Origin of the sequence: Cupriavidus necator (assembly GCF_013141915.1) — a bacterium.
Taxonomy (GTDB): domain Bacteria; phylum Pseudomonadota; class Gammaproteobacteria; order Burkholderiales; family Burkholderiaceae; genus Cupriavidus; species Cupriavidus necator_B.
Genome location: NZ_SROX01000016.1, coordinates 137,468 through 156,823 on the forward strand (window position 1 = coordinate 137,468; position 19,356 = coordinate 156,823).

The 19,356-nt window shown below is 61.6% G+C and carries 16 protein-coding genes and 2 pseudogenes; 10 read left to right on the forward strand and 8 right to left on the reverse strand.

The window, feature by feature from the left end; all coding sequences use genetic code 11:
• The first annotated feature begins 143 nt into the window (after positions 1-143).
• A complete protein-coding gene (locus tag E5S69_RS24635) occupies positions 144-2,621 on the forward strand; it encodes a heavy metal translocating P-type ATPase (RefSeq protein ID WP_171517104.1) in 2,478 nt (825 codons plus the stop codon).
• 57 nt (positions 2,622-2,678) lie between these two features.
• Here E5S69_RS24635 and E5S69_RS24640 read toward each other — a convergent pair whose 3' ends face one another.
• The 4 genes from E5S69_RS24640 to E5S69_RS24655 all read right to left on the reverse strand — a co-directional run bounded on the left by E5S69_RS24640 (position 2,679) and on the right by E5S69_RS24655 (position 6,319).
• Positions 2,679-2,981 (reverse strand): zinc ribbon domain-containing protein, encoded by a 303-nt coding sequence (locus E5S69_RS24640; RefSeq protein ID WP_008650724.1) that lies wholly within the window; start codon positions 2,979-2,981, stop codon positions 2,679-2,681.
• 232 nt (positions 2,982-3,213) lie between these two features.
• Positions 3,214-4,335 carry a glycosyltransferase family 2 protein gene (locus tag E5S69_RS24645; protein WP_008650723.1) on the reverse strand — a complete coding sequence of 374 codons (1,122 nt, stop codon included), beginning with the start codon at positions 4,333-4,335 and terminating at the stop codon, positions 3,214-3,216.
• Entirely contained in the window at positions 4,332-4,715 is a 384-nt protein-coding gene (locus E5S69_RS24650; protein ID WP_008650722.1) for a GtrA family protein, read from the reverse strand. The genes E5S69_RS24645 and E5S69_RS24650 overlap by 4 nt, the downstream gene beginning before the upstream one ends.
• A complete protein-coding gene (locus E5S69_RS24655) occupies positions 4,712-6,319 on the reverse strand; it encodes a glycosyltransferase family 39 protein (protein ID WP_008650720.1) in 1,608 nt (535 codons plus the stop codon). The genes E5S69_RS24650 and E5S69_RS24655 overlap by 4 nt, the downstream gene beginning before the upstream one ends.
• An 849-nt stretch (positions 6,320-7,168) precedes the next feature.
• On the opposite strand from E5S69_RS24655, the gene E5S69_RS24660 reads away from it, so the two are divergent.
• Both E5S69_RS24660 and E5S69_RS24665 read left to right on the forward strand, forming a co-directional pair.
• A complete protein-coding gene (locus E5S69_RS24660) occupies positions 7,169-7,495 on the forward strand; it encodes a helix-turn-helix transcriptional regulator (RefSeq protein WP_049768032.1) in 327 nt (108 codons plus the stop codon).
• Positions 7,496-7,593: 98 nt separating this feature from the next.
• Positions 7,594-8,157, forward strand: a complete 564-nt coding sequence (locus tag E5S69_RS24665; RefSeq protein WP_012435773.1) for a mechanosensitive ion channel family protein — start codon at positions 7,594-7,596, stop codon at positions 8,155-8,157.
• A 145-nt stretch (positions 8,158-8,302) separates the two neighbouring features.
• Here the strand turns inward: E5S69_RS24665 and E5S69_RS33015 are convergent, their stop codons facing one another.
• On the reverse strand, positions 8,303-8,380 hold the full coding sequence (locus E5S69_RS33015) for a YHYH domain-containing protein (RefSeq protein ID WP_223819874.1): 78 nt from the start codon (positions 8,378-8,380) through the stop codon (positions 8,303-8,305).
• 297 nt (positions 8,381-8,677) lie between these two features.
• Here E5S69_RS33015 and E5S69_RS24675 point away from each other — a divergent pair.
• Positions 8,678-10,090 (forward strand): annotated as a pseudogene (locus E5S69_RS24675) (phage integrase family protein); the annotation flags it as partial.
• A gap of 21 nt (positions 10,091-10,111) precedes the next feature.
• Here the strand turns inward: E5S69_RS24675 and E5S69_RS24680 are convergent.
• Entirely contained in the window at positions 10,112-11,281 is a 1,170-nt protein-coding gene (locus E5S69_RS24680; RefSeq protein WP_103519529.1) for an NAD(P)/FAD-dependent oxidoreductase, read from the reverse strand.
• 625 nt (positions 11,282-11,906) lie between these two features.
• Here E5S69_RS24680 and E5S69_RS24685 point away from each other — a divergent pair.
• Both E5S69_RS24685 and E5S69_RS24690 read left to right on the forward strand, forming a co-directional pair.
• Entirely contained in the window at positions 11,907-12,233 is a 327-nt protein-coding gene (locus E5S69_RS24685; RefSeq protein ID WP_012435770.1) for a four-helix bundle copper-binding protein, read from the forward strand.
• Positions 12,160-12,450, forward strand: a complete 291-nt coding sequence (locus E5S69_RS24690) for a hypothetical protein (protein ID WP_162491053.1) — start codon at positions 12,160-12,162, stop codon at positions 12,448-12,450. The genes E5S69_RS24685 and E5S69_RS24690 overlap by 74 nt, the downstream gene beginning before the upstream one ends.
• Positions 12,451-12,876: 426 nt before the next feature.
• On the opposite strand, the pseudogene E5S69_RS24695 reads toward E5S69_RS24690, so the two are convergent.
• Positions 12,877-13,002: pseudogene (locus tag E5S69_RS24695) on the reverse strand (twin-arginine translocation signal domain-containing protein); the annotation flags it as partial.
• A gap of 189 nt (positions 13,003-13,191) precedes the next feature.
• On the opposite strand from E5S69_RS24695, the gene E5S69_RS24700 reads away from it, so the two are divergent.
• The gene (locus E5S69_RS24700; RefSeq protein ID WP_012435768.1) at positions 13,192-13,878 is read left to right on the forward strand and encodes a heavy metal response regulator transcription factor; all 687 of its coding nucleotides are present in this window, start codon (positions 13,192-13,194) and stop codon (positions 13,876-13,878) included.
• Entirely contained in the window at positions 13,875-15,260 is a 1,386-nt protein-coding gene (locus tag E5S69_RS24705) for a heavy metal sensor histidine kinase (RefSeq protein ID WP_012435767.1), read from the forward strand. The genes E5S69_RS24700 and E5S69_RS24705 overlap by 4 nt, the downstream gene beginning before the upstream one ends.
• A 268-nt stretch (positions 15,261-15,528) precedes the next feature.
• Here E5S69_RS24705 and E5S69_RS24710 read toward each other — a convergent pair whose 3' ends face one another.
• Positions 15,529-16,473 carry a 5'-nucleotidase gene (locus E5S69_RS24710; protein WP_115737190.1) on the reverse strand — a complete coding sequence of 315 codons (945 nt, stop codon included), beginning with the start codon at positions 16,471-16,473 and terminating at the stop codon, positions 15,529-15,531.
• 206 nt (positions 16,474-16,679) lie between these two features.
• Between E5S69_RS24710 and E5S69_RS24715 the strand changes: the two genes are divergently transcribed.
• Both E5S69_RS24715 and E5S69_RS24720 read left to right on the forward strand, forming a co-directional pair.
• Positions 16,680-18,437, forward strand: a complete 1,758-nt coding sequence (locus tag E5S69_RS24715; protein WP_115737189.1) for an SIR2 family protein — start codon at positions 16,680-16,682, stop codon at positions 18,435-18,437.
• Between the two features lie 205 nt (positions 18,438-18,642).
• Positions 18,643-19,302, forward strand: a complete 660-nt coding sequence (locus E5S69_RS24720; RefSeq protein ID WP_174077602.1) for a hypothetical protein — start codon at positions 18,643-18,645, stop codon at positions 19,300-19,302.
• Positions 19,303-19,356: the final 54 nt, after the last annotated feature.

Consider the following 19,356-nt stretch of genomic DNA (forward strand, 5'->3'; position numbering starts at 1 on the left):
ATTGCGGGCACATTACCAACGCATTACGGCGGGGCATTGGGGCGCTGACTCGTTGAGCTTTGTTGTTGCAATGCGGGGCACACTAGTTGCTAATAGTGTGCAACGGCGTGAATGCCGATTCAGACTGACTGGAGCCCGCGACAATGACCGAAAAGCTGCGCCTGGACATTCCTGTCTTGCTTCCTGGCCTTCCCGATTCCTCTGATCCCTGTGTAGAACGGTTGCTGTCCGAACTGAGAGGGAAAGAGGGCGTCGAGGCGGCGCATATAAAAACTGCAAATGTTGATAGCGATTCACAGATATGTGTCCACTACGATCCCGCAGCGATTTCCCTTGCCCGCATCCGGGAGCTGGTGACAAGCACGGGTGCGGTGATTTCGTCGCGGTTTGGTCATGTGCTTTGGCAATTGAAGGGCGTCTGGCACGAACGACGAGCGCGAACCGTAGCTAGCCAACTGCGGGCCTTGCCCGGCGTCATCGAGGCCGAAGTCAGCGCCTCCGGCATAGCGCGCGTCGAATTCGACAACGATCGGATCTCCGCGGCAGGGATCGAGCAGGCCCTGTCAAAACGCGGGCTCGCGCCGGTTGAGATCGGTGCCCGGAAGAGCGGTCATGCAGACCATGAACACCGCGAAGGCGTCAAGGATCATGCACATGGGGAAGGCGAGGGGCATGAGGCCCACGCACACGGCAGCGTGTTTGGCCCGAATACTGAGCTAATCTTCTCCCTGATCTGTGGGGCCTTGCTTGGTCTCGGATTTGCCGTTGGTAAGCTGTTCGGCAGCCTGCCAGCATGGATTCCGGTTGCCTTCTTTGTCGGCGCGTATTTTTTTGGTGGTTTCTATACCGTTCGGGAAGCGATAGAGAACCTCCGGCTAAAGAAGTTCGAAATCGACACACTGATGCTGGTAGCCGCCGCAGGGGCGGCGGCGTTAGGCGCTTGGGCGGAAGGCGCGCTACTTCTCTTTTTGTTCAGTCTCGGCCACGGGCTCGAACACTACGCCATGGGGCGCGCCAAGCGGGCGATCGAAGCGTTGGCGGCGCTCGCACCGGCTACAGCAAGTGTGCGGCGTGAAGGCGAGGTACGAGAGGTCCCCGTCGAGGAATTGCAGGTGGGGGATGTGGTGGTGGTTCGGCCGAACGAACGCCTCCCCGCCGATGGTTTTCTGGTAAAGGGGGCTTCCGCAGTCAATCAAGCGCCGGTTACTGGCGAAAGCATCCCGGTCGACAAGCAGCCCGTGGATGACGCCGCCGCAGCCAGGAGGAAGCCCGATGCCGTAGGGGCCGTGTCCCGCGTGTTCGCCGGAACCATCAATGGCGCCGGCGCCATTGAAGTGGAAGTGACGCGCCTTTCCACGGACAGCGCCCTGGCGAAAGTCGTCAAGATGGTCAACGAGGCCGAAGCGCAAAAGTCACCGAGCCAGCGGTTCACTGAGAAGTTCGAACGGATCTTTGTTCCTGCAGTGCTTGTGCTGGCGGTATTGCTGCTGTTTGCAGGGCTAGTGATCAATGAGCCGTTCAGTGCGACCTTCTACCGCGCCATGGCGGTGCTGGTTGCCGCCAGCCCATGCGCGCTCGCCATCGCGACACCGAGCGCGGTGCTGTCGGGGGTAGCGCGCGCCGCTAGAGGGGGTGTACTGATCAAGGGCGGGGCGCCGCTCGAAAACCTGGGTTCACTGAAAGCCATTGCATTCGATAAGACGGGGACGCTGACGGAGGGGCGCCCCCGTATTACCGATGTGATGGTCGCCGAAGGAGTAGCTGAAGCGGAATTGTTGAGCGTAGCGGTCGCCGTGGAGTCGCTCAGCGACCACCCGTTGGCTGCGGCCATTGCCCGCGATGGCCGCAAGCGCCTGGAAGGCAGTTCCATCCCGGAAGCGTCTCATCTCCAAAGCTTGACCGGACGCGGGGTCACGGCGACGTTGTGCGGTAAGACCGTCTGGATTGGCAAGCCTGACATGTTCGGCGCCGACGGGATTGCACCGCTTAGCGAATCGATGGCGAGCGCAGTGCAGACGCTGCGCAGCACTGGCCGCACGACAATGATCGTCAGGCAGGGAGATCGGGACCTCGGCGCCATTGGGCTGATGGACACGCCGCGCGCTGCCCTCGAGGCACTGCGCAGGCTGGGTATCACACGCATGATCATGATCTCCGGCGATCACCAGCGCGCAGCCGAAGCCGTCGCCAAGGACGTAGGTATCGATGAAGCCTGGGGCGATCTGATGCCTGAGGACAAGGTCAAAGCCATCCAGACGTTGCGCGCGGAAGCCAAAGTGGCCATGGTCGGCGACGGCGTCAACGACGCGCCGGCAATGGCCAACGCCACGGTGGGCATCGCAATGGGTGCGGCAGGTTCAGATGTGGCACTGGAAACGGCGGATGTTGCGCTGATGGCCGACGACCTCCAACACCTGCCTTTTGTGGTCGGTTTAAGCCGACATACGCGGGCCATCATCCTTCAGAACGTGTATATCAGCCTCGGCGTCGTGGCGTTCCTTCTGCCAGCCACGATCCTCGGCCTCGGTATCGGGCCCGCCGTGGCCATGCATGAGGGGTCGACGCTGATCGTCGTGTTCAATGCGCTTCGACTGCTAGCCTATCGCGACAAATCCCCATGACGGGCCCCGGCCGCAATGATGGCGATGCCAGATGCGGCGGCAGCTATGGCCGCCGACTCATTTGGCGGCATTGCCGCAACTTCCACAGAACTTTGCGTCGCGTGGGAGTAAGGTGCCGCATCGACTGCACGGCGCCGGAGCCAGTGAACTGCCGCATTGCTGGCAGAAGCGCGCGCCCTGGGCGCTCACCGTGCCGCAGTTGGGGCAGTGGACGCCGGCGGGGCTTTGTGGTGGCAAAGGATTCCCATAGCCGTAGCTGCCGCCACCATCATGATGACCTCCTCGACGACCGTGCTCACTTCCGCCGCCGTGATGACCGCCGCTGTGACGGCCCATGAGCCTTTCCAAGAAACCCATCATTCCTCCTAAGTGGATGGATCGTCGCTGCGGCCCCGTGGTGTCGGGTGCTGCGACGACTTGCGCTGCTACGCGTCAGCCAATGCCTGTAGTAAATAGTCTGTAGTGACTACAGGGTCAATGGTCGGTGGATGCGAAGAACGGAATAAGTTGAATACGAGGCTCTTTCTTTCGAAAACGTCATGATCCCGATAGTTGCTGGCCATGTCGTGAGAGCGCATGGAAGGCGGGCTGTCTATCGGCTTGGCGCAAGGGTTTCCGTGAGGATGGCATCCCGCTGAGGAGCCTCGGGGAGGCCAGGAGCTTTGCCTTCCGGGCATCCGGGTGCGTGAAAGATTGCTGCAGGCGGGGTGCCACCCCGTGTCGCTGCGGCCACCTGCCCCGGCTCAGCGGTGGGGGTGCCGGGGCCGATCGGCGCCGTATAGCTTGCCACCAGATACACCGGCCGCCGCTTGACTTCATTGAACAGACGCCCAACATATTCCCCGAGCACGCCTAGGAAAACCAGTTGCAGGCCGCCCAGCAGAAGCAGGGCGGTCATCATGGATGGGTAGCCGTGTACGGGGTCGCCGTAGAGCAGCGTCTTGCCAACGATGAAGGCGGCCATGCCAAAGGCGGGAACGGCAACAAGCAGGCCGATCGAGGTTGCAAACTTGAGCGGCACGGTGGAAAAGGCAGTGATGCCATCCACGGCAAAACGCAACAGCTTGCGGTAGTTGAACTTGGTCGTCCCGGATGCCCGCGCGTCACGCCGATACAAGACGGCCGTCTGCCGGAATCCTATCCAGGCATACAGCCCCTTCATGAAGCGGTGCTGCTCCCGGAGTTGTCCGAGTGCGGCAACGGCACGACGGCTCATGACGCGGAAGTCGCCGGTGTCGGCCGGAATCTCCGTATCGCTGAGCTTGCCCATCAGGCGGTAAAACCAGTGCGCGGTGAACTTCTTGAGGAACGATTCGCCATCCCGGGAAGTGCGCGTGGCGTACACCACGTCGAACCCCTCGCGCCATTTCTCGATCAACGACGGAATCAGTTCGGGCGGATCCTGCAGATCGGCGTCGATGATCACAACGGCGTCGCCGCTTGCCACGTCGAGGCCCGCCGTTAGCGCGGCTTCCTTGCCGAAGTTGCGACTCAGCTCGACAATGCCGACGCGCGCTTCGGCCGCCTTGAGATTGTGTGCAACCGCCAGTGATCGATCGCGGCTGCCATCGTCCACGTAGATAATCTCGTAGTCCGATGCCAATCCATCCATCACGCGGAGAAGCCGAAAGTGAAACTGTGGCAGGACAGCTTCTTCATTGAAGAGCGGTACGACGACCGAGATCTTCTCTGGCAGCAGGCTGGCGGCATTCATCGCATCGCTCCATTCATGAACGTCCAATTTGCATGGAGTACGTAGTTGACCAACATGACGAAAATTGTCGAGAGGATTTGAGCAACCAGGTAGTGAAGCCCCAATGCTAGTCCAGCCCACATCAGAAGTGAGTTAAGAAAGAACGCCAGCGCGGAAACGAGAATGAACCGTCCGAAAGTGGCGCGTTGTGGTCGGACTGGTGTGAACACCCATCGGCTGCTGATGCAGTAGTGCGTCAGAAGGCCTGCAACACTGCCGGCGGCAGACGCCGGTAGCGCTGCAACCCCGAAACCGACCAGCGTGATCAGTGTTGCGTAGTGTGTAGCGGTTGCCGTCGCCCCCGCGCCCAGAAACCGTACAAATCGTGATGGGATGTTCATGGTTTTTGCACCAGAACGTTGACGCCATGTCGTCCGATCACAGTTGTGTTGCCGCCGAGCAGCGGTCTCAGTCGATGAAACGTCTCGTGCCGCATGACCGCGAGCTTGTGACCAGGGGTCAGCCATCGCTGCGCAAAAGCTTCTTCATTAGCAATCCACTTGTCGGGCTCGACCGAGAAGCCGAGATCCAGCTCGGATCTGGCCCCGACAATGATCGGTTCTCGTTCGGCGTAAAACGCCAGACCTCGGTCAATCTGGCCCACGTTGAACAGTTGTGTGTTGTCGCGGGACGCCGCCTTGGCTTCCAAGCCAAGTGGTTTGATGGAGAGGGACCCAAACGCCCGAGACGCCATCAAGCCAGCCTGAAGGCTGGCCAGCGTCGCCAGCGAAGCGACGGCAACCGCGCAGAGCCTGTGGCCGCGCAGGGCGATCCCAAAGGCCAGGAAGCCACCGATGACCAGAATGCCCATCGTGATGGCGCCCCAGGTATGCAATGAGGCCGGATTGCTGATATTGAGCTTCAGTACCGCATTCGACATTGTCGGATGCCATAGCAGCACGGCGATGGCAACGCCGAGCACAGGCATGGCAAGAAAGCTTGCCGCCAGTGTGGGGCGGGCTGCAGTCATGGATCTGTACGCGAGCAAGACGGCCACCGGTGGTAAGGCGGGCAGGATATAGAGCGGCAGCTTCGAGCGCGAAATCGAAAAGAAGGCAATGACAACGACTACCCACAGCGACAGAAACAGTCGTGCGTCGAAGCCAGGCGTTGCCTGTGCGCTGCGAGAGCGGAGTGCGATAGCACGGGGAATCAAGCCCATGAACGGCAGGACGCCTGCCGCACCAACGGCCAGGAAGAACCAGAATGGCTTGTCCCGCTCGTGAACCGAGGACGAGAATCTCGCGAAGTGTTCGTGGATGAAGAAGTAATTCAGAAATTCGGGGTTGCGCTGGGACACCACGACAAACCAAGGCATGGTGATGGCCACCGCAAGCAGGCTCCAGCGCCAGAATCTCGCGCTAAAAAATGCGGAAAATTGTCGAGTGACCGCCCCGTATAGCAGCAGCGTGATTCCTGGCAGTACCAGGGCAATCAGGCCTTTGGCAAGAAATGCCAGACCGACCAACAACCAGATCAGGGGGTATAAGCGAGGTTCCCGATTCTGGTAGGCCACGGCGAAAACGAGAGCGGCACTGCCGAGCAGTGCGCCGACACCAATGTCTGTTGTTGTCAGATTCGAGCCGAGAATCCAGAGGGGAGCGCCGATGAGCACCAGCGCTGAGGCGAGGCCTATGCGCGTGTCATAGAGCGATCGCGCCGCCCACCATGCGGCGAGTGCGCCCAGCAGTCCCACAAGCGCACTCCAGATCCTTGCTGTCCACTCGGACGGCCCGAAGAGCGTATAGGCGCTGGCGGTCGCCCAATACTGCAGGGGCGGCTTGTCGAAGAACTTGATGCCGTTCAACCGCGGCGTGACCCAATCGCCGGAGACGAACATCTCGCGCGGAACCTCGGCGTAACGACCCTCGTCGGGTTCATAGAGGGGACGCACGGATAGCGTGGACATCCAGAGGACCACCGTGAGTGCGATGGTCAAAGCCATGAAAATCTGTCGCTTCAAGAGACTGCCCGTCCAGGTGTGCGGTGGCCACTGCTACCGCGCTTGGTCAAATGCTCTCAGGGCGCAACGACATAGATGCCGGATGTGGTTCGTCGCCGTCGTGATGTTGGATCATGGAGCAGTTCACGCGGCGCCGCTTGACGCCCCACGAGCCGAGGATGCGATTCACGCGGGAGTCCGAAGGATGGCGACTTGGCCAGCAGAGAGCGAACAGCGGGATTCTAGGGCGCTCACCTGTCGGGGGGATTACGAGATGATGACGGCGCAGTCCGCCGTCGAGTGCTTTGCGGCAGAAGAAGTTGCCTGACGAAGCGTCAGCGTTAGCTCATGGTAACCCAAGTGCTTCGGAGAACGGGCGTCGGGTTCGATGCGTTGGTGCGTAACCATTCGGCAATGTCGCCGCAATGTTCTGCATAGTAAACTTGACGCCCCGCAGTTGTCAGCGGGCCTCATCACCCTTAGTGCTCAAGCCTAGGAAGTCGCTTTCCATCAGATGTTCTTAGGCGCAGCCTCTTTCGAAGGTGCTTGTCTTTCGCGCTGCGCTTAGATCCGGGGTGTTCGTTGTCAACCCCAAAAAGTCGCAAGGACTTCGCTGCTATGCGGTCGAGACTGACGGCACTTCTGATGGCAATCTCGACCTATCAGGCGTGGGATTTCTACCACCTTGCAACGCGAACACCGGACGCTCATGTCGTCGCCGACGCAGTCGCGTAGGTAGTGGGCGGCCTCGCGATCCTTTGGTTCGTGATTCGAAAACGGTGTCGTCGTGTCAGCCCAAACCGACCTGTTTCTGAGGCGCTACCTGGCGCAGCCAAGGTACGAGGGCAGGTGATGGCGGAACGAAACGAGGTGGCAATTCAGGCGACGCGGCAGTTGTTGCAGTCGATGCTGCTGCAGTTCGAGCGCTGGAAATATACGCCATCGGAAACGGAAGTGGCGATGCTTCTCATAAAAGGGTTGACCCTTGAAGAGTGCGCTCACTCGCTAGCGTGGCATGATGTGACGGTGCGGACAATTGCCGCGGGCGTATTCGCCAAGGCGAACCTCAGCAATCGCCATCAATTTGCCGCCTACTTTTTCGGTGATCTGTTGGTTGAGCCGATCGAGCCTGCACCTCGATCAAAAACCGGTGAGTGTAGGCACGACGCCGGCATGTAAGTTGTCGCGCTTGACCTTCAAGCAAAGACCGGAACGGTAAAAATCCGATTATTGGTATCTGTGCCACAGTACGGTGCTGTGGCTGTATCTCTATTTCGATGAACAAACTTCTTCAAGCTATACACGAAAGCTTGCCGCAGTGGCTGGCAGATTGGTTCGACATTCTTGTTCCCGCTATCGAGGTCGTGCTGATTGCGGCTGGCGCATGGTTAGCAGTGCGCATCGCGCGGCGGTTGCTTAGAAAGCTGACCAATACATATTCTCTGCCAGGAAAAGTTGCGGCGCTGTCTTTGCGTGTGGTCGCGACCATCGTGTACGTAGCTGCCACGCTCTGGGCTCTGGAGCGAATGGGCGTGTCTGGAACCGTCCTGTGGACCGCATTCACGGGATTTGCCACTGTCGGGGCGGTCGCGTTTTTCGCCGCGTGGAGTGTACTCTCGAACCTGTTCTGCGCGCTCCTGATATACGTCACCGGTGCGTTCCGCATTGGGGATGTTGTGGAGCTTCTTGAGAACGGGGAAAAGCCGGGAATTAAGGGCCGTGTGCTCGACGTAAATCTCGTCTATACCACCTTACTGGAAACAACAGTCGAAGGACAAGAGGTGGTGCTGCAGCTGCCGAACAGTCTGGTGTTTCAACGTGTGCTACGAAGGTGGAAGTAACCGCAAGGGTGGCGCGGTCAGGCAAGGACGGAGACCGGCGCAAGAAGGGAAGCCCCGCTTCGCTTTTTTGAGGCCGAGCAAACTACTCAAGACCTTAAGCCGCTGGCGTCCGCGATGTCGGCGGACGCCGCAATACTGCTTGACTTCAGTGGCAGTGACGAATGCCGGTCTTGTGGTCCATATGGCAGCCTTGGCTGTCAGTCCCACCACTATGCGCCCACACGCCGCCCGACGCACAGGCCAGAACGGCCGTGAGAATGATGGTGATCCGTTTCAAGAAAGGTCTCCCTGGAGTGTTGGTTAGCGGTCTCAGTCTGCCGCAAGTTCCACACTATCATCACTGCGATTGCCAGCCCTCCCCGCCGCGGTAGGGCTGTTGCGGCTGTGTCACAACTGTCTGCGCTCGCTACGGCCAACGCACCTCAGCAACTTAACGAAAATGCTGACGGCCGCTGGCGCCCAAGTTTGTAGGTGAATCGACGCATAGCGTCCCCGCAATCCCGATGGCCTCGCCGATGGCCAGGCCATCAGGGTTCTGCGTGCTCTGCCTGCGCCGCAGCCACAGGTCACCGACGACATTGAACTGTGGCTGGCACCGCGGGCCGTGCGCGCATTGCGAGCCCACGGCATTTCCACACTGGCGGACCTGACCGTGCGCGTGCCGCGCCGGCGCCGCTGGTGGGGCGCGATCCCGGGGCTGGGGCAAGCGAGCGCGCGGCACATCGAGGCCTTCTTCCACGCCCATCCGCGGTTGACGGAGCGTGCGCGTGCCCTGATCGTCGGCGCGCCGCCAGGCGAGGTGGTCCCGTGGGAGCGGCTGAAACTGCCCGACGAGGTGGACGGCTCGCGAGGCAGCTTCCGGGCACCGCGACAGGCCTGCACGCTCGACGCATCGAACGACTACGAAGCCGTGCAGGCCTGGCTCGCCCTGCACGAAACCCAGACCACGCAGCGCGCCTATCGCAAGGAGGCGGAACGCCTGATCCTGTGGGCGATTATCGAGCGCGGTCGGGCGCTGTCGTCGCTTACGACCGAGGACGCCATCGCCTACCGCGGGTTCCTGCGGCGACCAACTCCGCGTGAGCGCTGGATCGGGCCACCGCGGGCACGCAGCGCGCCCGACTGGCGCCCCTTCGCACGGGGGCTATCGGCACGTTCGACGGCCTACGCCCTCACGGTGCTGGGCGCCATGTTCCGATGGCTGATCGAGCAGCGCTATGTATTGGCCAACCCGTTTGCCGGCATCAAAGTCCGCGGCCGCACGCGGGTCGCGCCACTCGATACCACACGTGGCTTTACTGAGGGCGAATGGCTGCTGGTGCGCACCATTGCCGATGGCCTGGAATGGTCGTACGGGTGGGACGTGCCCGCAGCGCAGCGCTTGCGCTTCATTCTCGATTTTGCCTACGCGACCGGCCTGCGGGCCAGCGAACTGGTTGGCGCGACGCTGGGCGATATCCGCACTGACGAGCGCAACGACCGCTGGCTGCACCTGGTCGGCAAAGGTGGGCGCCCGGGAAAGGTGGCGCTACCGCCACTTGCGCGAACCGCACTCGATCAGCATCTTGTACAGCGCGGACTGCCGGTGACACCAGCCCGTTGGGACCCCAGGACACCCTTGATCGCCAGCCTGGAGCAGGACAGCGTCACTAACATCACCGGCACCCGGCTGTGGATGGTAATGCGGCGCTTCTTTGGCCAGGCCGCGGACATCATCGCCGGCGACCACCCGACACTCGCCGAAAAGCTGCGCCGAGCCAGTCCCCACTGGACGCGGCATACCCACGCTACACACGCCCTCGCTCGCGGCGCGGAACTGACCACCGTGCGCGATAACCTACGCCACGCGTCGGTGGCCACCACCTCGATTTACTTGCAAAGCGACGAAGTCAAGCGGGCACACCAAATAGGTCAGGCCTTTGCCGCTCGGTAGCCGACGTCCGTGCCGACTGGCTTAGCGTGCAATATTTTCCGTTTTCTGAAGCGACCCCAGGTACAGCGAACTCCAACGGCTCTGCGCGCCGATGATCTGATCAGTAATGATGTGGGCCGCGACTGTGCCGTACACCAGCCCGTCGGTGGAGAAACCAGTGGCGATGAAAGCCCCTGACTCGTCCCGGCCGATGTAGGGAAGGCCGTCCGGAGAATGAAAGTGTTGTGCCGACCAGCGCTGAACGGGTGAACCGACAGCCAGGTATTCCTGCGCGGCCCGTTCAAGTTGAGCGAGTGCCGCGGCTGCATCATGCCTTCCCGTTTCGTGGTGTTCACCGATGCAAAGCAAGTAATGCTTGCCGTTTGCCTCCAATCCGCGGACCGATAGCCTGGGATGGGCCTGCGCCCAGAAGATGCCAGCCGGAACGGCTTGTTCGTGGAAGGCCAAACCATATTCGCGGCGCACAGCCATGCCGGCTTGCACCAAGTGAAAACCCAGCGGGGAATGGGTGGCCAGCACAATATGGTGGCCGAAGGCGGTACCGGTCCGTGTGCGAACGACGCCGACTTCCAGGTCCAGCTCGAGGGCAGGGGAGTTTTCGAAGAGGCGGGCGCCGGCGTGTTCGGCTTGCAGGGCCAAGGCGTGCAGATAGCCGATCGGATGGAACTGCGCTTGTGCCGAAAGCAGAAGCACCGCGCCCTTTGCGGCGGGCAAGCCGGGGGGCATCTCAGAGGCCAACTGCGCGTCCAGACCTGCTGCGCGCAATGCCTTCAGCTCCCCCAGTATGGTCGGCTCGGCATCCGGGCTTAGCGGATACTGGTACATCGGGCAGCGGCGGAAGCCGCTGCTCGGCCCCATCGCCTGCGCTTGCTGCTCGATCCAGGCGATCGCTTCCCCGCGAGACGCTACGACGGCGCGGGCGGTGTCCGCTTCGCACTTAGCCGCCAGCGTTTCGAGGCCACCGGTGACGGTCTGATACAGGTTACCGGTGGAGCCGCCGCTATCACCCGCGCCTACGGCACGGGCTTCGATCGCCGCCACCGACCGGGCGGTCTTTGCGAGCAGCAGGGCGGCGGTCAGGCCCGTGATGCCGGCACCGACGATCACCACGTCGACGCGCAGGTCGCCCTCAAGGGCCGGTCGAGGCCGACGCGGGCGCGTGGCCGCCCAGATGGAGATCGAGCCCATCATGCCTCCTTGTACCGAGTTTCATGGCGGCACAGGTTATCGGCGCAGGCGTCCAGGACTTCCCGACATCGCGGGTCAACGCCATGGTGCTTGCGTGCGCCGGGCGCCGTCCCTTGGTGGCGCGGCGGCACTGGCAGCCCAACAGATAGCAAAGCAGATAGCAAAGCGCGTGCCGTGATTGGATAGCCCGCGCGTGAATGCTGGTCTCAAATTGAGCGCCGGGCATCGCGCGGGAGAACGCTCGTCGGCGAAGGCAACGCGAGAAGAGGCGCGTGTGCGGGACGAACTGGTCAGCCCGAGCAATGTTGGCATCGCCCCTCCCAAGGAAGCGAATCAAACGGAGTCATCCGCGCATGACCAGCGAAATACTAAGTCGCCATAAACTCGAAGTGCCGGCAGGCCACGACATTACCGGGCTGTAATCAACGCGCAAGCTTATTCCTGAAAGATATTCCTCGCCTTGTAATTTGGCCTCAATCTTTAAGCGGAAATGAGCGCGGTCATAGCACCGTCGCGAGCAAAGGGAGGGCAAAACGTGCGAGCGCTGCGGCCTCGCGGTGCGGCCGGTCCAAATATTGCTGTGACGATAGCGGCGCCGACGTGGCGTCATCACTTCAAGGAGCCGACCATGCCGCATCAGAATTTTCAACACTGTATCGACGAGTGCAATGCTTGCGCAGTGGCATGCGAGCACTGCGCCGCCTCGTGTCTAAGTGAGCCGAACGTACACGAGATGGCCGAGTGCATTCGCCTGGATCTCGATTGCGCCGCAATGTGCCGGATGGCCAGCGCCTATATGGCGCGGGGAAGTCGCTTCGCCAAGGATCTGTGCAACCTTTGCGCGACCGCTTGCGAAGCATGCGGTGCCGAGTGCGAGCGACATGCGGCTCAGCATTGCCAGGAATGCGCTCAAGCGTGCCGGCGTTGTGCGCAGGCATGCCGCGCCATGGCGTAGCACGATCGGCTGCCAACGGCAGAACGGCCATGACGCTAACTTTTTGGCTCTCTACGGTCACGCGAAAGCCCGCGCGGACTACAGGACTGCAACGTCGCTGTCATTAAACGCGTCGGTTCTTCCGGCCGCCACCAGCGGCGACGGGATGCCGTCTCAGCGTCCGGTCGAGCATGGCGAAGACATCCCTAGCGTCGATTCGTTGCGCCGTCACCGTTGACGAAGTCGCTCATTCGTGCCGGCGGCTGCGGCGTGCCACCCATCGCGGGTCCATCGGAAGAGCCGCCTCCGTGCGAGTTGTGTGCACAATCATCTGCGTGATTGCCATCCTGGCTGTGGTAGGCATGCTGTTGATGCATAAGCGCATGATGGGCGGGCTAAGTTGTTGCTGGACCGGCGGCCGCGTAGTGCGCCGGATAAGGGCGGTGGCCGCCTAGTTGATGCCCGCCCGGAGATCGCTCCGGCGACCGCGCGCACGCAGCGCACCGGAGAGCGGCTGGGTTACTTGGTCTGATCCATCATTTCGCGACACTTTTGCATCATGGCGTCATGGTGGCGCAACATCGCCTTGGAGTCGTCCGGCTTCTGTGGCTTGTGTTGCTGCGCTTCAGCCCGTTTGGCGGTACGAGCGCGGCTTGTCTGATGCTTGGGCCCACGCGATGCCCCCAAGACCGGACAATCCTGCCATCACACCCCCCGCAGCCAGACCCTGCACGAAGCGGCGGCGCGGTAGGTTGGCCAGCACAATGCCAGACTGTCGATCACGTCCCATGAAATAGTCCTTTTTGCTTGAATGGCCGCATCGGACAGCGGCAAAGAGAGAGTAACGAGGACGAGGCTACCGACAACTTACCTGAACATTACATTCCGGTAATGTCCGGGCCACTCGGAGCAGGGCTGCGTAGACTCGCCATGGGCTGACCCAAGCGCAGCCATACAATCGGAAAAAGGAAGCTCGAACATGAAACTGCTCGTCGTAGAGGACGAATCCAAGACAGGCCAGTACCTGCGCCAGGGATTGACCGAGGCCGGATTCGTTGTCGACCTGGTTGGCAACGGGCTTGATGGACAACACCTGGCGCTCAACGAGTCTTACGATCTGATTATTCTCGACGTCATGCTGCCGGACCTCGATGGCTGGAGAATTCTGCTGAGCCTGCGCGCGGCCGAGAGCGCGGTTCCGGTCTTGTTCCTTACTGCCCGCGACAGCGTCGCTGATCGGGTCAAGGGACTGGAGCTCGGCGCGGACGATTACCTGGTAAAGCCATTTGCATTCTCCGAACTGTTGGCTCGCGTCCGGACGCTGCTGCGCCGCGGCACTGTGCAGATGGGGCTGGACCGCATTCAGGTGGGCGACCTGGTGCTTGATCTTAGTCGACGTCGCGCTTCGCGCGGAGGTCGCCGGATAGCGCTGACCAGCAAGGAGTTTGCGCTGCTCGAACTGCTCGCCCGCAGGCGGGGAGAAGTTCTGCCCCGCTCGTTGATTGCGTCCCAGGTGTGGGATATGAACTTCGACAGCGACAGCAATGTGATCGACGTTGCGATTCGCCGCTTGCGAGCCAAGATCGACGACGACTTCGACGCCAAGCTGATTCAGACGGTGCGAGGCATGGGGTACGTGCTGGAAGCGCCCGAGGGGCAAGAATGAAGCGCCGTATGTCGCTGACCATGCGGCTGACGTTGTTGTTTTCTCTGACGTCGGCATTGGTGCTACTTGGCCTCGGAATACTGATCTGGCTTTCCATGGACCGGCATTTTGCCGACGAAGATTATGTGGTGCTTGGGGACAACGTTCGTCTGATTCAAAAGATCGCTCAGGAGCAATCCAGCACGCACCTGCCGAGCCGTCTTGCGGAAATGGTGGAACATCACCCCGGTTTTGTCGCCCATGTGAGCACCGCGAAAGGTGACGTCATTTACCGCACCAATGGGTTCGATTTTGGCGCCATGCTCAACGTTATTGGCCGGCTTGGACCGGATGAGACGACCTTGAGCTGGCAGCAGGGAGACAAGGAATACCGAGGTATGCGCGCGCACGCGACAGTGCCCGGCGAGTCGGTGCCCTTGGCGGTGATGGTCGGCATGGACACCGAAATCCATGCCCACTTTATGCACGCGTTTCGTCGCTCGCTGGCCTTCTATACCACGTTGGCGGTGCTCGCCAGCGGCTTGTTCGGCTGGTGGGCAGCCAGGCGCGGTCTGGCGCCGTTGCGAACGATGGCCTCTCGCGCCAAGGGTGTCACGTCGAATCACCTTGACGCCCGCATGCCCGTGGAGACCGTGCCGGTGGAGATGGCCGATCTGGCGGCGACGCTGAATGCCATGCTCGAGCGCTTGCAGGACGATTTCCGGCGATTGTCCGAATTCTCGTCCGACCTGGCTCACGAATTGCGCACGCCGATCACCAACCTGATGACCCAGACCCATGTCGTGTTGTCGCAGCCGCGCGAGGCCGCCAAGTACCGCGACGTGTTGGCCTCCAACGCCGAGGAGCTGCTGCGCCTTGGCCGCATGGTGTCCGATATGCTTTACTTGGCCAAGATGGAGCACGGCATCACGCTGCCCAACGAGGAGTCGATCCATGTCGGCGACGAGGCCCGCGCGCTGTTTGATTTCTACGACGCCTTGGCCGAGGACAAGGGTGTGCAGCTGCGCCTGCAGGGCGACGCCAGCATCGTGGGCGATCGCCTGATGTTGCGCCGCGCACTGAGCAATCTGCTGTCGAACGCACTGCGGTATACGCCCAGCGGCAAAGCGATTGTGATCAAGGCATGCGAGCAAGACGGCGGCGCCACCATCGTGGTCGAGAACCAGGGCGAGGGGATCGATCCCGAGCTGTTGCCGTCGTTGTTCGACCGGTTCTTTCGGGCCGACAAGTCCAGGGCGCGCGCTGATTCGGACAGCGTGGGGCTTGGCTTGTCGATCACGCAAGCCATCATGGTGGCGCACCGCGGTGGAATCTCGGCTGAGTCGTCAGGCGGTCTCACCCGCTTTATTCTGACCTTCCCGCGGCGCCAGCCACGAGCTTAGGGAGGCCGGTCCCCCATGGCGAGCTGCGAGGCACGTGCTGATGCCAGCAAGATCGGCATACTGTTAGGCCATGTGCCGGATCCCGCTGCCAATAGCGACGCTATTGAGATAAGTATCCTTATCGCGATAGCGGTGTGTTCCCCATAGCAGCCAAGGGCGGCGGTACAGCGCCGCAGCGGACCCGCTTTTCCTCCTTGGCCAATCGGGTGCGTGCACCACGCGTGGGCCGACAGGGGGAACAATCGACAGAAATCGTAGAGAAACGCTATCAGCTTTCCGTCGGAGCGGGGATCGCGGCTTGTGTAGCGGGCAGAAGTTGACCGCCTTTGTACGGTACAAGCCCGGCGGGAACCAAGCCGGCAGCGCGCTCCACGTGCGATTCTTGGTCATCGAAGAACATATGGGCGCCGAAGGCTTGTAGGACCATATCTTTCGGAAGTCCTCCAAGAAAAAACGCTTCGTCGATCGATACGTTCCAAGCGCGGAGCGTATGGATAACCCGTGTATGGGCCGGGCTGTTGCGGGCGGTCACGATGGCGATCCTCACAGGTGAGCGCCCTGGCGGGAAATGTTGCTGGATCTCTGCCAAGCGGAGCAGCAACTTGGCGAAAGGCCCTTCCGCCATTGCTTCGTGACGATTGCGCCGTTCGTGCTCGATGAATGCGTTCAACCCCTCGGTCTTAAAAATGCGCTCAGACTCCGGGGAGAACAAGACGGCGTCGCCATCGAAGGCGATGCGGATCTGTTTCTCCGGGGCTTGATAGGCCGGTGGCGCATCGTAGAGCTGCGCGGCCGCGACCCCTCCGTCCACCGCTGCTTGAACATCCGCGGCGTCGCGAGACAGAAACAAGTCGACCTTGAAAGCTTGCAAGTAGGGCGCGATTGGTGCCCCACCGGTGAACGCCGCCCGCGTGATATCGAGCCCGTGCGTCTCGATGGCATTGAACGCGCGCAAGCCAGTATCCGGCGAATTCCGCGAGATCACCACCACCTCTACCAGTCGCCGCCCGGGAATGGTGCTGTTCAGCTCCAGCAAGGCGCGAACAAGGGGAAATGCAGTGCCTGGACGAAGTGGCTCGTTCTCATGACAGCGCTGGTGAGCGGCGTAAGCCAGCACGCCTTCTTCTTGAAACAGGCGATTCTCCAACTCTAGGTTGAACAGCGCGCGAGATGAAATCCCGATAACAAGCTTGTCGGTAAGGTCGTAGGCCATGCGTGAGTATAAACGAGCACTTTCGGAGGCTCTGTAGTGAGGCGCTATGAGTTCTGCGCACAACCACCGGGGCGCTGACAACCAAGGTATACCCTGATATTCGTGATAAGCGTAGTTATCAAGAACAAGAAAAGCGCAGCATTCGAGGTGGCGCCTTGCTTTTCCCTTAGAATCGGCGCCAATTCGCCCCTCACGAGCCGACAGCCATGAAGATCGACCCCACCACTAAGCTCGCCTTCTCCTTATACGAGAACCCCGGCGTTCACGCCGTGCTGCTGGGCTCGGGCATCTCTCGCGCCGCCGCGATCCCAACCGGCTGGGAAATCACGCTAGACTTGGTGCGCCGTGTCGCACTGATGCAAGGGGAGCCGGAGCAGCCGGATTGGGCGCGCTGGTATGCAACCAAGTTTGGCGGCGAGCCGAATTACTCGCGATTGCTGGGGCAACTGGCTGACACCGCGGCCGAGCGACGGGCCATCCTGGATCGCTACATCGAGCCCACGCCGGAGGAGCGGGACGCCGGTAAGAAGCTGCCGACACGGGCGCATCGCGCCATCGCACGCCTGGTCCGCGACGGCTTTATCAAGGTCATCCTGACCACGAACTTCGACCGGCTGATGGAGAACGCGCTTCGCGACGAAGGAGTCGAGCCGGTCGTTGTCGCTTCAGTGGACGGGCTGGCCGGCTCGGTGCCGATGTCGCATGCCGGCTGCTACCTCGTCAAGCTGCACGGCGACTACAAGGATGCACGCATCCTCAATACCGACGCCGAACTGGCGGGCTACCCCCCCGAATACGACCAGCTGCTCGATCGCGTCTTCGACGACTACGGATTGATCGTGTGCGGCTGGTCCGGCGAGTGGGATCACGCGCTGCGCGCGGCTATCCTGCGGTCCCCCAACCGCCGGTACCCGCTCTTTTGGGCGGCAAAGGGCGGACGGCTTCGGCCCCGCGGCCAGGAGTTGCTGGATCATCGGCGGGGCGTCACGATTCCGATCGACGATGCCGATGGCTTCCTGGAAGGCGTGCAGCGCTCGGTGGAAACATTGGCGCAGAGCCAGTCGCCGGATCCGGCCAGCGTCGCGTTGGCCGTGGCAAGTGCGCGGCGCTACGTGGCCAAGTCGGAGTTCCGTATCCCATTGGAAGATCTGGTGCGCGACCAGCTCGCGAGAGTAGCCGCCGCACTGGATGAGCACCGTGCTAATCCACCCGCAGGCGACTATCAAAAGGATGTGTTTTGCCGGTACGTTGAAACCTACGAGGCGGTAATGGAGGGCCTGGCGACCGTTGCTGGCGTGCTCGGGCGTTGGGGAAACGGTGAGGAGTTGGAGCTGGTGCTGGACGCCCTTCGCGCCTTGGACGCGAAGGCCCGGGAAGTTCAATCCGGCTATCTGCCCTATCTTGAGATCCGCAGCTATCCCGCGGTGCTCATGTTCGCAGCATACGGTCTTGGGCTCACCAGGGCCGGTCGGTGGCAAACCTTGCATCGGTTTCTGACGGCGGAGTTGGAACGCGACCATCATGGCCGCCGCCGGACGGTCGACCGTCTGTTCGGGTTCGCTTGGGCAGGCGCGGAGTATTTCAAGCATCTCCCCGGAAAGGAGAATCACAAGACACCATCGAGCGACCGCATCCTGACGGCGCTGGGCGCGTGGGCTCCGGCCTTTATGGGCGTGCTACCCGACATCGAACCGTGCTTCGCCCGCTTCGAGATTCTCGCGTCATTGGCCTACACGGATGTGCACGAGGACGGGGCGCTCGAGCAGGGGTTGAGTACGGGCGGGAACAACTGGACCCCGGTCGGGCGCTCGTCATGGAGCGAGTCAGTCTCGGCGCCAATTCTCGATGAGCTAGCCGGGGACTGGGGCGACCAGCTGATAGACTCTGGCTTCGCTAAGCGCCAGCGGCCGCGCCTTGAGCTATTCATGCGCGGTTTTCGTGGCGTGATCTCACGAAACTGGTAACTCCCTTGAGGGATGTGGCCCTTCAGTCGCCTCCCTGGCGACACACGTGCGGGCTAGGGGTCGCGTGGGCGCCACAAATGAAAAGGGCGCTCCGCAGAGCGCCCCCAAAGCAGGAAGTCGGGGGTCCGCCCACCCTTGCAGGCGGCTGCCAACACTGATCCCGACTTTTCGCTTCCTAATATACGGAATTTGGGCCGCTAAGTCAATGGACCATCTCAACGACGAAGAACTGGCTGCGGTGGCAGCATTGCTGTCCAGCGAGCGCCTCAGCACGTTCGAGCGCCTTGCAGGTTCGAACCGCGGCGCGATTGCGCTGCATCAGGAGATGCTGCGGCTGGCCGCCGCCCTGATGACCGTCACCGCCGTCGTGGAGATCGCGCTGCGCAATGCCGTCTGTGACCGGCTCACCGAACATTTCGGTACGGCGGATTGGCTGCGAAACCCGCCCGCACCGTTTGCATGGGGCGGGGAGGAACGCGAGAAGATCATCAGCGCTGAGAAGAGCGCCCGGCAAGCTGCCTACGCGAAGCACACACAGGAACAGAAGCGCGCGTTGGACGCCATCGCCTTCAGGAAGCGCGGTGGTGTGGCTCCTTCAGCTCTTCCTTATGACGCCCTCGTCAAAGCCCGGCAGGCCGCGATTCAAGTTCCGATGGGGCAAGTGGTCGCGCAACTCACCATGTATTTCTGGAAGCGCTTGTTCTCGCCGGATTACGAACAGACGCTCTGGAGGCCCGCGCTAAAACGCGTCTTTCCGTACAAGACTATTAGCCGGCCGAGGTCGCCCGCCATTTGGAGGCGATCTATCAATCCCGGAACCGCATTGCGCATCACGAGCCTGTGTGTGCATAAGCAGCTTTCGTGATGCCGAAAGCGTGGGGATTTGAGCAAGAACGGTGATGGACGCTGGAGGGGTTCC

What these genes read in the sequence shown, in the direction of transcription:
- E5S69_RS24665 (WP_012435773.1), top strand. Translation starts at nt 7,594, where the DNA reads ATGAACAAACTTCTTCAAGCTATACACGAAAGCTTGCCGCAGTGGCTG.
- E5S69_RS24645 (WP_008650723.1), bottom strand. Translation starts at nt 4,335, where the DNA reads ATGAATGCCGCCAGCCTGCTGCCAGAGAAGATCTCGGTCGTCGTACCG.
- E5S69_RS24700 (WP_012435768.1), top strand. Translation starts at nt 13,192, where the DNA reads ATGAAACTGCTCGTCGTAGAGGACGAATCCAAGACAGGCCAGTACCTG.
- E5S69_RS24640 (WP_008650724.1), bottom strand. Translation starts at nt 2,981, where the DNA reads ATGATGGGTTTCTTGGAAAGGCTCATGGGCCGTCACAGCGGCGGTCAT.
- E5S69_RS24685 (WP_012435770.1), top strand. Translation starts at nt 11,907, where the DNA reads ATGCCGCATCAGAATTTTCAACACTGTATCGACGAGTGCAATGCTTGC.
- E5S69_RS24660 (WP_049768032.1), top strand. Translation starts at nt 7,169, where the DNA reads ATGGCGGAACGAAACGAGGTGGCAATTCAGGCGACGCGGCAGTTGTTG.
- E5S69_RS24720 (WP_174077602.1), top strand. Translation starts at nt 18,643, where the DNA reads ATGGACCATCTCAACGACGAAGAACTGGCTGCGGTGGCAGCATTGCTG.
- E5S69_RS24705 (WP_012435767.1), top strand. Translation starts at nt 13,875, where the DNA reads ATGAAGCGCCGTATGTCGCTGACCATGCGGCTGACGTTGTTGTTTTCT.
- E5S69_RS24715 (WP_115737189.1), top strand. Translation starts at nt 16,680, where the DNA reads ATGAAGATCGACCCCACCACTAAGCTCGCCTTCTCCTTATACGAGAAC.
- E5S69_RS24680 (WP_103519529.1), bottom strand. Translation starts at nt 11,281, where the DNA reads ATGATGGGCTCGATCTCCATCTGGGCGGCCACGCGCCCGCGTCGGCCT.
- E5S69_RS24655 (WP_008650720.1), bottom strand. Translation starts at nt 6,319, where the DNA reads ATGGCTTTGACCATCGCACTCACGGTGGTCCTCTGGATGTCCACGCTA.
- E5S69_RS24650 (WP_008650722.1), bottom strand. Translation starts at nt 4,715, where the DNA reads ATGAACATCCCATCACGATTTGTACGGTTTCTGGGCGCGGGGGCGACG.
- E5S69_RS24690 (WP_162491053.1), top strand. Translation starts at nt 12,160, where the DNA reads ATGCGGCTCAGCATTGCCAGGAATGCGCTCAAGCGTGCCGGCGTTGTG.
- E5S69_RS24635 (WP_171517104.1), top strand. Translation starts at nt 144, where the DNA reads ATGACCGAAAAGCTGCGCCTGGACATTCCTGTCTTGCTTCCTGGCCTT.
- E5S69_RS24710 (WP_115737190.1), bottom strand. Translation starts at nt 16,473, where the DNA reads ATGGCCTACGACCTTACCGACAAGCTTGTTATCGGGATTTCATCTCGC.